At 60.7% G+C, this 12177-nt stretch carries 7 protein-coding genes; 2 read left to right on the top strand and 5 right to left on the bottom strand.

The features are described 5' to 3' along the window. Nucleotides 1–87 precede the first annotated feature (87 nt). A complete protein-coding gene (locus GGD65_RS16830; protein ID WP_210286304.1) occupies nt 88–2172 on the top strand; it encodes a Calx-beta domain-containing protein in 2085 nt (694 codons plus the stop codon). Nucleotides 2173–2316: 144 nt separating this feature from the next. Here the strand turns inward: GGD65_RS16830 and GGD65_RS16835 are convergent, their stop codons facing one another. From GGD65_RS16835 to GGD65_RS16850, 4 genes are all read right to left on the bottom strand, one after another. After that, complete coding sequence (locus GGD65_RS16835; RefSeq protein WP_183235962.1) at nt 2317–2931, bottom strand: transglutaminase-like cysteine peptidase; 615 nt, start codon at nt 2929–2931, stop codon at nt 2317–2319. An 846-nt stretch (nt 2932–3777) separates the two neighbouring features. Beyond that, nucleotides 3778–5094, bottom strand: coding sequence for an HlyD family type I secretion periplasmic adaptor subunit (locus tag GGD65_RS16840; RefSeq protein ID WP_183235963.1), 1317 nt, complete (start codon nt 5092–5094; stop codon nt 3778–3780). Then, complete coding sequence (locus tag GGD65_RS16845) at nt 5091–6848, bottom strand: type I secretion system permease/ATPase (protein ID WP_179731453.1); 1758 nt, start codon at nt 6846–6848, stop codon at nt 5091–5093. Before GGD65_RS16845 ends, GGD65_RS16840 begins: the two co-directional genes overlap by 4 nt. Nucleotides 6849–7118: 270 nt before the next feature. Continuing rightward, a complete protein-coding gene (locus GGD65_RS16850) occupies nt 7119–9653 on the bottom strand; it encodes an Ig-like domain-containing protein (protein WP_246783306.1) in 2535 nt (844 codons plus the stop codon). Between the two features lie 702 nt (nt 9654–10355). Between GGD65_RS16850 and GGD65_RS16855 the strand changes: the two genes are divergently transcribed. Continuing rightward, the gene (locus tag GGD65_RS16855; protein ID WP_038948887.1) at nt 10356–11318 is read left to right on the top strand and encodes a class I SAM-dependent methyltransferase; all 963 of its coding nucleotides are present in this window, start codon (nt 10356–10358) and stop codon (nt 11316–11318) included. Between the two features lie 26 nt (nt 11319–11344). On the opposite strand, the gene GGD65_RS16860 is transcribed toward GGD65_RS16855, so the two are convergent. Then, nucleotides 11345–12172 (bottom strand): right-handed parallel beta-helix repeat-containing protein, encoded by an 828-nt coding sequence (locus tag GGD65_RS16860; protein WP_179731084.1) that lies wholly within the window; start codon nt 12170–12172, stop codon nt 11345–11347. Nucleotides 12173–12177 lie beyond the last annotated feature (5 nt).

Raw genomic sequence — 12177 nt, forward strand, 5'->3', positions numbered from 1 at the left:
GCGCCGGTCGGCGCCGGCGTCTTCGACTATACCGAGGGCGTCTTCCCGACCAACGTCTATCAGAATGCAAACTACTTCCGCGACGTCGTGTTCGCCCCGTCCAACATCATCGCGCTCCTCAACACGTCGACGATCTATGCCAGTGAAGCGGCCGGCACGGCCACCGTCACCGTCACACGCTCCGGCGACCTCTCGTCGCAAAACACCGTCGAGTACACGACGAACGAAATCGGCACCGGCGGAAGCGCGACGGCAGGATCGGACTTCATCCAGCCCACCTTCAACGGTCGGGCGAACACCGGCCAGATCGTCTTCGCACCGGGCGAGAGCACGAAGAGCTTCACCATCCCGATCGTCAACGATCAACTGATCGAAGGCAACGAAACGTTCGCCATCGGCCTTCAAAATCCCGGCTCCGGCTCCCTCGGGGCTCCACGCACTGTGCTCGTAACCATCGTCGACGACGACTCACCCGCCTCGATCGCTATGGCGGACGTCGTGGTGAGTGTCGCGGAGAGCAGCCCGACGGCGACGATCACGCTGCTCCGCAGCGGCAACGTCAGTCAGGCAGCCACGGCCGGCTTCACGACGAGCAGCGGCAGCGCACTTGCAGGATCCGACTACACGACCACATCCGGCACGGTGACCTTTGCTGCCGGCCAGGTGAGCCAGACCATCTCGGTGCCGATCATCAATGATGCGACGCCGGAGAACGACGAGACCTTCACCATCACCTTGAGCAATCCGACGGGCGCCACGCTTGGCGCTCAGGCGACAACGACCGTGAAGATCCTGGACAACGACAACCCCGCTCTCGGCAATCTCGTGGGCGAGACGGCCGTCTCGGGGCTGAACCAGCCTGCGGCGATGGACTGGACTCCCGACGGCCGCTACATGTTGGTCGCGCAGAAGGACGGCGTGGTGCGGGTGGTGGACAACGGCACATTGCGATCGACTCCGCTCATCGACCTTTCGAGCGAGATCAATGATTTCGGTGATCGCGGGCTGCTGGGGATCGCGGTGAACCCGAATTTCGCAACCAACCACTATGTCTACCTGCTCTACACCTACGATCCGCCCGAGACGGCGGGCCAGAGCGGCCTTGCGGCCGCCGATCAGGGCGGCAACCGACCTTGTCGTCTGGTGAGGGTCACTGTCGACTCCAGCACGATGATCGCCGATCCGGCCAGCGAAGTGGTGCTGGTCGGCAAGAACAGCACCTGGGCCTACACCAGCCGTCCCGACGCGAACAGCGGCGGTGATCCCAGCATCGTTCCTTCCGGGATCGTCAACGGCACCACGATCACGGCTCCCGCCAGCCAGATCGAGACAGGAGCGCAGGACAACGATCCCGACAGAGCCGGCATCCAGAACCAGAACATCCGCGACTATCTTGCGACCGACAGCGATTCGCATTCGATCGGCGCCGTTCATTTCGGCCCCGACGGGTACCTCTACATGACGGTCGGGGATGGCACATCGTACAACTTCGTCGATCCCCGCGCAGTGCGGGTCCAGGACATCCATAACCTCTCGGGCAAGCTCTTGCGCATCGATCCTGTCACGGGCGAGGGAGCGCCGGGCAATCCGTATTATCAGGCCGGCGATCCAAACAGCAATCAGTCGAAAGTGTTCTACTACGGCGTCCGCAACGCGTACCGCTTCAGCTTCGATCCCGTCACGAATCTGCCTGTGCTCGGAGACGTGGGCTGGAACAACTGGGAAGAGCTCAATACGGGGCCCGCGGGCTCGAATTTCGGATGGCCCTACTTTGAAGGTCCGAACAAAACCGCCAGCTACCAGAACCTCTCGCAGGCGATCACCTTTTACAACAATGGTAACCGCAACAATTTGTCCGACCCGCCTGCCGTGTTCCCGATCCTGCCTCTGAGCCACGGGGCACCGGACAACTTCCACGTGATCACCGCGGGAGATTTCTACAATCAGAACACGATGTTCTTCGACGACGTCTACAATGGAACGATCTTCGCCGCGACGCTCGATGCGAACCGGCAGGTCGCAAGCGTCCAGTTGGTGGACAACGTGCAAGGCATTGTGGACATGCAGAAGGGGCCCGACGGCTGGCTCTATGGTGCCGATATATATGACGGCACGATCCGGCGTTGGGTGGACCCCTCGGCCGCCGGCAACGTGGGCCTCGCGGCGTCATGACGACGAGTGCGCCGGGAGCCCCACTTGTGAGACTTGTATAGGTCAGTGGGGCACGCCAGAGCCGATGCCCTCACCGCACTTGCATGCTTTGAGACAGTCGTCCCGCCGGTGCAGTTCCGCATGATTCCGGCCACATGACAGGAGTCATGCTCCCGGACGGCCAATCGTCGTCCACAGTCGGCTGTCGCTCGGCATCTGCATGCGGACCCAACGATACGGCACCCGCGACCAGAGCTTAATCTCGGGCACGAGGTTATCGAGGATCAGGTCGCCGCTCCTGGCGCGCACCACCAGCACAAGGTGATGGTCCCCAGAGCTGGTGACTACTTCGCTCAATAGCAGGACCCGCGCGGGCCAGCCGCGTTGCAGCAGTTCGTGACGCTTGCTCACTGCGTAGTCGTTGCAATCACCACGATCGGGGTTAACGATCCACTCCTCACCTGCAAGGCCGAGTTCATTAGGCTGCGGAGCAATGGCGCGGTTCACGGTGCGATTGACTGCTTTCAGCTCCGCCCACCGTTCCTTTGTCAGCCGGGTCGGCCCGCCGCGGAATGAGCGCCGCGGGCGACACTCGGCCTGATAGCGCAGACAAAACACCGTATAAGTGAGGGGCGGAAGGGTCGGGCGTCCCTGCTCGATATGCGCAAGGGCCGCTTGCGAAGCCCCTGGCGCGGTCAACAATGCCGCGCCCGCCCACTGAACGCTCCCGATCATGACTGCCAAGGCTGTCGCAATGATCGGTCCCGAGGTTGGTTGCATCTGCCGATCCCCCTGCGAACGCCGAACTAAGGCCAGGATCCTCACCGCACAGCGCGGCCGCCCCGTCGTGGGAAACGCGTCGATTATATTATTTAATCCTATTTCAATTTAAATAGACGTTCAATGCTTTAATAGCAATTAAATAGACATGGGAAGGTCGCAGCAGGTATCCGCGGTTCGTGCCCCAGGAAGAATGGGGAAGCACGAGTGGGGCGAGAAGTCCTGATCGGCTGGGTCGTCCGATCGAAAGGCTCATGAAGCGCGCACCGTGCGTCTCGCGGATACGGAGCTGCAGCAAAAGCTCAACGTCAAATTACAATAAATCTGTTGATTTAATTATTCACTGAGGCAAGTCTTCAAAATGGACTTTCCCGGACAGGATTGCATATGCCAGATGAGTTGCTCGTCATTCTGGGGGCCGAAGCTATAATCCTTGCCTTCGTGACCGCGATGACACTGTACGCCAGGCGAATGGACGTACTGAGCGGACGTTCGTTCGAGCGATCCTTGGTCTCGCCCACGGGCAACAGGCATCCGTCACGGTCGATGCGTCGAAAGCCGCGCGATTTACTGAGGTTGATCAGGCGGTGGGGTGACTTCACCACGTTCGCTGCGCTAAATATCCTGCGGCGGCCTGACATCACCAGAACGCAGCGGCGGGGCTTTCAAATCAGACCGCAGACTCCGTCCCGGCGCGTGATGCGCTTTCGTCGGCCGGGCACGCCCGCCGCCGCTGCGTCCGGCCGCCCAGCCGCGCTTTCAGGGGCAGGTCGCAACGCCGGCGACCAGGGATAGGGCGCCGGCGCCGAATGCATGCGGTCGAGCGCTGCTTACTTCCGCGACGCCTCAGCGCTCCTTGAATGCACGCTCCGCCTGATCGTGCAGCGGCTTGAGCAGATAGGACAGCGCGGTCCGACCAGCTGTCTTGATGAAGACCTCGACCGGCATTCCTGGCAGCAGCTTGGCCGAACCGAGCTTCGCCAGCTCTTCCGGCTTCAACAGGACGCGACCGGTGTAGTAACTCGTGCCGGCACGCTGATCCTGCGTGATGTCTGCCGAGACCATGCTCACTTCGCCGTCGATCTCGGGCGTGGTCTTCTGGTTGAACGCTGCAAAGCGCATCGTCGCTGTCTGCCCCACATAGACCTGGTCGATATCCTTCGGTGCGATCTTGACCTCGACGGCAAGCGAATCCGCGTCAGGCACGATCAGCATGATTTGCTCGCCGGGTGAGATGATGCCGCCGACCGTGTGGACGCTGAGCTCGTGGACGCGGCCGGATTGTGGCGCCCTGATATCGATCCGATGCAGTTGATCGACCGCCGCAGTCTTGCGCTCGCCCAGTTCGGAGAGTTTTGAGCGCGTTTCGATGAGGTCCTTGCCGACTTCCGTCCGCAGGTCCTGGTCGATCTGAATGCTCTGGAGGCCGATTTCGGAGATCTTGCCTTTCGATTGCGCAATCATGCCGGCCAACTGGCTGCGCTCGCCTTCGATGCGTGCGGAGTCGCGCTCGAGGGAATTGAGCCGCGTGATCGGCACCAGATTCTTCTGCCAGAGGCTGCGCACGCCCTCGAGCTCCTGGCGGATGAACTCGACTTCCTTCTGCTTGGCCTCGGTCTGCCCCGTATAGCCCTTGATCTCGTTCTCCAGCTGCGCGCTTCTCTCCTGCAACTGCGCTTTTTGGCCGCTCCTTGCCTGACGGCGGAGGTCGAACAGCTTCCGCTCCGCAGCGATTGCACGGCTCGCCTCGGAGTTGTTCTCCTTGGCTCGGTCGAGCAACACCTTGGGAAACACGACCTGCTCGGCACCATCGCGCTCGGCCTCGAGACGAGACTGGCGCGCGAGCAGCTCATCGATGCTGTTCGTGACGATCGTCGCATTGGCGAGCGTCTGAGTCTCGTCGAGGCGGATCAAAACGTCGCCTGCATTGACCCGATCGCCCTGGCGCACGCGCAACTCACCCACGATCCCACCCGTGGAGTGCTGAACCTTCTTGACGCTCGAATCCACCACGACCACGCCCTGGGCGATCACCGCGCCCGACAATTGGCTCGTTGTCGCCCAACCGCCGATCCCAAATGTCACCAGACCGAACATGATCATACCGACGATCATATAACGCTGGATGGATTGCAATGCCGGCGCCACCACCTGGCCGTTCATCGGTTGCCTCCTTGAGCTTCCGCGACCACCTTGAGCGGCACGGGATTTCGCAAGACCTTCTTGAGGACCTCCTCCCTCTTGCCGAAGGACTGAACCCTGCCTTCCCCGAGGCACAAGACATGATCGACGCCTTCAAGCGCCTTCGGACGATGGGCAACCACGACGACGATCCCGCCGCGACGGCGCACGTTCAGGATCGCCTCGGTCAGCGCCTCCTCGCCCTCGGCGTCGAGATTGGACGAGGGCTCATCGAGCACCACCAGGAACGGCTTGCCGTAGAAGGCGCGTGCGAGCCCGATGCGCTGCCGCTGCCCCGCCGACAGTGCCAATCCCCCCTCGCCGATCTTCGTGCCGTAGCCATCCGGAAACGAAAGGATGAGATCGTGCGCGCCCGCGGCATGCGCGGCCTCCAGAACAGCGGCGGCGGTCGCCTGCGGATCGAAACGCGCAATATTCATCGCGATGCTGCCGTCGAACAATTCCACGTCCTGAGGCAGGTACCCGATGTGCTTGCCGAGGGCGTCAGAAGACCAGTGATCGAGTGCGGCGTTGTCCAGCCGTATCCGGCCTCGAATGCCCGGCCATACCCCAACCAGCGCACGTGCCAGCGTCGATTTGCCGGATCCGCTCGGACCAATGATTCCAACCGCCTGCCCGCACCGCAACTGGAACGACACGTCATTGACGGTGGGCTGCTCCGAGTTCGGAGCGCCGATATAGAGATGCTCGACGGTGAGAGTTTCAACAGGAGGAGGCAATGCCAGCCGCTCCTCCTCGCCGGGCAGAAGTTTCAGCAAAGCATCGAGCCGCCCCCCGGATTGCCGGGCAGCAACGAACCCTTTCCAGTTCGCAATGGCCATTTCGACAGGCGCCAACGCCCGCGCCGTGAGGATTGATCCGGCAATGATGATCCCGGCCGTCGATTCCTGGTTGATGACGAGGACTGCGCCGACGGCGAGAACCAGCGATTGCAAGATCGCTCGAAAGAGCTTGGAGACGCCTCCGAGCCCGTTAGCGACGTCGCTGGCCCGCTCATGTGCAGCGAGGTACTTCGCATTGACATCCCGCCAACGCAACGCCGCCTGCTGCCGCATGCCCATGGCCTGCAGAACCTCGGCATTTCGCCGTCCCTCGAGCGCCAGTGCCGCTCGCGAGACTGCGAGACGCGAGGACGCCTTTGCCGGCCCGCGCGTCCGGGTTTCCGTGAGCATGGTAATGCCGATCAACACCAACGCGCCGGCCAGCGCAGTGACGCCAATCCAGAAGTGAAAGAGGAAGCAAACGCCGAGATAGATCGGCATCCAGGGTAGATCGAAGAGCGCAGTCGGCCCGCCGCTCGACAGAAAGCTGCGGACCTGATCCAGATCCCGCACCGGCTGCAGGCCGTCGCCATCGGCCCTGGTCTTCAAAGGCAGACGAACAAGCGCGTCGAATATGCGAACGCCGAGCCTTTCATCCAAATACCGCCCGACCCGCGCGCTGATCCTGCTTCTGACGAAGTCGAGCCCCCCCTGAAACACGTAGAGGACCGTGGCCAGAACCATCAAGGCGACCAGCGTCGGTATGCTGCGTCCGGGCAGCACGCGGTCGTAGACTTGCAGCATGAAAAACGAGCCGGTGAGCATGAGGAGATTGCTCATTCCGCTGAAGGCCGCGAGAGCCCAGAAAATACGGCGGCAAGACCGCAGGAAAGCCGACATCTCCGACTGCGGTTCCTCATAGGGCTCCGCCGGTCCGGACCGACCAGCGAACATCCGTTGCCGCAGGGCCTCGACTGGCCGCCTCGCCAAGCCGATCAGTCGCGTGGGCCGCAGTTCGGCGTCATCCGCCCACTGTCGTCCGGACGCCCAGAGCTCTGATATGTGAAGAAGTGGAATCCGAATGAGATTCGCGGGCGGGGGGAATACCCCCCGCCGTCCAAAGTCAATCATGGTAGTCGCCCTTGAACCATGCCTTTGACGGAAGATCCCCCAAGAGATCCCCAAGGCAGTTGTTGAGTACTACTCGGTGTGGATGCCCACACCTTACGCGAAGTGGAAGTCCTGGCTGGTCAACGAACCGACCTTCATGTTCTTCAGCGTGAGCGTGTCGTCCCCCGTCGCGATGACGACGTCGCCGCCTGATTGGGTCGCGTGGGAGAGAACACTGGCAAAACTGTCGAACACGCTCTTACTGAACTCGATCGTGTCGTGAGCAGGTCCGCTGGCAACGAAGCCCTTGATGACATCGTTGCCGAAATTCGCGGCAAACGAGAAAGTGTCGGCCTTGCTGGTGCCAACGAACACGTCATTGCCTGAAGTGCTCGTCTGTGTATTGCTGGTCGTTGAGCTCGAAGTAGCAATGGTCTGCGTGGTGCTCGTGGACGACGTAGCCAGGCTCGAAGTACCGACCTGCCCATCACCGTTGAGATCCTGATGGAAGCTTGTCTCAAGCGACTTGAGGCCAGAGTCCGTACCCGACACCGAGCCGCCCGAGGTGGAGCCGGTCAGGGTGCTGACATGGGAGACGTAGTTGCCGTCATTGTCGGTGTTCCACGCCGTGTATTGACCGGTGCTCGCCTCTTTCCAGGCAACCTGATAGCCCGTCGCCGTCTTCTCCGCACCAATGGGAGTCCAGGTGCCATCTGACCCGCTCACGAAATCGGCACCGCCATCCTTCAGCGAAGGGCCCGTTCCGCTGCTGCCGTTGAGGTAGAATTTGCCGCCACTCTCAACGAGACTTGTCACACCAGCCGACTCGACGACCTTGCCAGTTGTCTGCGCTGGCGACGTCGGTGCGGTTGCTGTGGAAGTACCGATCTGACCGTCACCGTTCAGATCCTGATGGAAGGTGGCCTCCAGCGATTTCAGGCCGGAGTCCGTACCCGACACGGAGCCCCCCCACGTTGACCCGGTCAGGCTGTCGACATGGGAAACGTAGTTGCCGTTGTTGTCGGTGTTCCACGCCGTGTACTGACCGGTGCTGGCCTCCTTCCAGACAACCTCATAGCCCGTCGCAGTCTTTTCCGCACCAATCGGTGCCCAGGTGCCATCCGACCCCTTCACAAACGCCACACCGTCATCCTTCAGCGTGGGGCCCGATCCGGTGCTGCCGTTGAGGTAAAATCTGCCGCTGCTCTCAACGAGAGTTGTCGAGCCGGCCGACTCGACGACCGTACCGGCAGTTGGCGACGTGGGCGCGGTCGGCGACGACGGTGACGTCGGGGCCGAGTTGCTGATGCTCGCCGCGAACGCGGTGGACGCCGTGCCGGTGTTGCCTGCCGCGTCCGTTGCCTTGGCGGTGAGGCTGTGCGAACCGGCTGCTAGGGCAGCGCTGGTGTAGCCCCACGCGCCACTGCTGTCGGCCGTGACGGTCCCGATCTGGGTCGTGCCGTCGAATACCTTGACGACGCTGCTCGCTTCCGCCGTGCCCGACAACACCACCTGATTGGCACTGTTCACCGTATGGCTGGCCATGGTCGGCGCGGTCGGCGCTTTGGTATCGACGGTGATTGCCAACGCAGACGACGCCGCGCTGGTCTGACCCGATGTGGTAGTCGCCGTTGCGGTCAGCGTGTGCTTGGCGTCAGTCAGGACCTTCGTGATGTAGTCCCAATTGCCGCTCGAATCCGCGGTCGTCGAACCAATCTGGGTCGTACCATCGTAGAACTTGACCGTGCTGCCGGCAGCAGCGGACCCCTTGAGCTCGATCGTGTTGTCGTTGGTGATCTTGTCGCCAGCGGTGCCGCTATCGGTCGAGAACGACGCGATGACGGGAGCGGATGGTACAGTCGGGGCAGACGGGGCTGTTGAGCCCGAGCCGCTGTTCGCAGACGTGTTGAGCGTCGCGACAAGGGTCCCGCTGTCATCGACGTTGCCGGTGTAAACCGGGGAGTTGCCGGTGAATGCCGTCGGGCCCCAATAACCCCCGCCCATATGATTGTTCGTGACGACCACTCCCGTGACCGATCCGCCGTTGAACTGGGCCGAGCTGTAGATGTTGTAGCCACCACCGTACAGCAGGTTGTTGTCGACAGTGACGTCCGAGACGGGCCCGAAGTAGTTGTCGATCATGATCGCAGCCGTTTGGGTATGGTCATTGATGACCGTGTTATGGCTGATCGTGATGTTGGAGTTATTCCCGTCGATCGAGATACCGTCGTAGTGCGGAGATCCCGACGCGATCATATCGTGGATATAGTTGTCCTTGATGAGGGTATTCCCTCCATCCACTCCGATCCCGTTCTCGACGTTGTAGATGTTGTTGGCGATGAACGTCCCTTGACCCATGATTCCATAGTCGCCGTCGTTGCCCGAGCCGACGCCATTGATCTCATTGTGCTGGATCACCGCCCCGGTCACACCCGTCGCAACCCTCACGGCGTAGAACGCGTCGGTCGTAACCTTGCAGTTCTCCAACGTGACGTTCGGAGCGTTGATGAAGACCGATCCATGGATGTCGAGGCCGCTGATCACGGCGCCCGCTGTGTTGATTACGAGATCCCCGTAGTAAGGAGTGAGGGTCACGCCCGCCGACACTCCAGTGTTCGTAGCATCAGGCCACGCAGTCGTCGTTGCCAAGATAAATTTCTCCTTCGCAGTTAAATCGAACGTGGGCGCATCATCCCCAAAGGCGCGCCACGGGCCGTGTCATGCTCCATCGGCGGGGGCTTTTTTGGGACAAGACGGCGGCGCGACTAGGGTCATTTTTTGGGTCCAACGCTCGACTTAATTCAGCGGGATTAAAAAAAACCGAAGCAACTCCGCCATATAAGCTGCACCAGATTGCGAGTGTTCGCGCGTTGCCACAAGAGCACACTGCGAACTTTTTCACTTCAATCTTCGTCAGCGCCGGCAGAGAGGGTCGTGCTCATCCACCAGCACGGGGCGCTCGGCATTTTCCAATTTAATTGGCGATATATAATCCCTGCCTTCAGCAAAGGATTACTGGCAAGACGCTCCTGGCCACACCTCACGAGAGATGTGGCGTTCGAAGGAGCCGCTTGGAGGGCCTGATGTTGAATCGCGCGCGGAGTTATCCCGCAATCGACCGCCGCTCACGCCAGGCTCGCTGCGTTGTTGCCAAAGCTACGCTGAAGATGCCCTTTCCGGCAGGCAAAGAGCCCAGGCGGCCCCGTGTTTTTACGGCCCGGACGAACTGGAGGGATGGCCGTGGTCTGGACGGTGGAATGCCAATGGGCCACAATATTCTCGTGCATCGAGATGGAGCGTTATCGGACCGCTGATTGCCCTCGTTTTCTTCGTTCAGATCGGAAGTGATCCATGCACTATTTCCGGAAGTCTGTTTACAGAATACTTGATCTGGTTTTGGCGCCGTTCATCCTGCTTTTTGCTCCGCTTGCAATCCTCGTGAGTCGCCTTCGTGATCGAGCCCCCTTGTCGAGGTCTGTCTGCGACAGATTTCAGTTCGCCATCGTGCGGCATCACTACTACGAGCCCATCGTTTTTCCGGCAGACCTGAAGCGCGATCTCGATCTGCCGAGGCAAATAGCCGGACTGAACCTGAACGAAGCGGCACAGCTCGCTCTGATCGCGCAATTCAACTACCGGGACGAACTACTCGCAATTCCGGTCCATCAAAAAGGCCCGGGCGAATTTGGCTACCACAACGGCTCCTTCGAGCCTGGAGATGCCGAATTTCTTTATAATATGATCCGTTACTTCCGACCCAAACGCATCATCGAGGTCGGCAGTGGAAATTCGACCCTCATGGCCCGCCTCGCGATAGCGGCGAACAGGAAGGACGATCCACGATATCATTGTGAGCAGATCTGCATTGAGCCGTTTGAGCAGCCGTGGCTCGAATCGACTGGCGTGACGGTTTTGAGAAAAAAGGTCGAGTGCTGTCCCGACAGCCTGTTCGAGACGCTGGACGAGAATGACATTCTCTTTATCGACTCATCCCACATGATCCGGCCGCAGGGTGACGTGCTGCACGAATACCTGCACGTGCTCGGCCTGCTTCGCCCCAATGTGATCATCCATGTCCACGACGTCTTCACGCCGCACGACTATCCCGCTCAATGGATACTTCGCGACCGCTGGCTGTGGAATGAACAGTATCTACTCGAGGCGTTCCTGAGCTTCAACCCGCATTTCGAGATCATTGGCGCGGTCAATTGGCTCGCCCGTTCCCACAGAGACAGGCTGAACGACGCATGTCCGGTTCTGATGCGCGAACCCTCGCGCCAGCCCGGTTCGTTCTGGTTCCGGCGGGTGGCATAGGCAGGAGGCCCGAAGCCAAGCACTGATTACCTCGGGCCGGCACGGCGGCCTGTCGCGTCATCGACATTTTCTCGCCAGACCGGGACGTTCTTCACAATCGAGCTATAGCCCCACTTGCCTCTGCCCATCCGGTTGTTCGTAAAAGAAACCCCGTCGACCGCCCCGCCATTGAATTGCGCCGAGCTGTAGACCGTGTAACCGCCGCCTATCAGCAGGTTGCCGTCGACTTCAATATTCGAGATCGGTCCGAAATAATTGTCGATCATGACCGCCGAGGTCTGCGTGTGCGCATTGATGACCGTGTTGTGCCTGATGACCACGTTGGAATTGCCACCATCGATCGAGATGCCATCGTAATGCGGAGAACCGGACGCAAGGAGATCGTGAATGTAGTTATCCTGGATGAGCGTATCGGACCCGGACACGCCAATTCCGTTCTCGACATTATAGATGTTGTTTCCGACAAACGTACCCTGGCCAACGATGCCGTACGAACCATCGTTGCCGGAGCCGACGCCGTTGATCTCGCAATTCCGGATCACCGTGCCCGTTACACCCGGCTCGATTCTCACGATGTAAAACGACGCGGAAGTCACTCGGGAGTCCGTCAACGTCACGTTCGGCGCCTTGATGTAGACGCGGCCTGCAATGTCGAGGCCTGAGAAGGTCGCGCCGGCCTGATCCGCCACGACGTCGCCAGACGGCGTCAGCTTCGCGTCCGGCCGCACTCCCGTATTCGTTTCGTTGGGCCACTCGGACCTGTCGCGCTCGGCCGCGCGTGCAGCAACTCCACCGGCTTCGAGGCTCGCTACCGCAAGCAATAGAAGCGCCTGAACAAGGATCGGCTGCCGCATCTGGA

Source organism: Bradyrhizobium sp. CIR18 (assembly GCF_014198295.1).
In the GTDB taxonomy this organism is placed as follows: Bacteria; Pseudomonadota; Alphaproteobacteria; order Rhizobiales; family Xanthobacteraceae; genus Bradyrhizobium.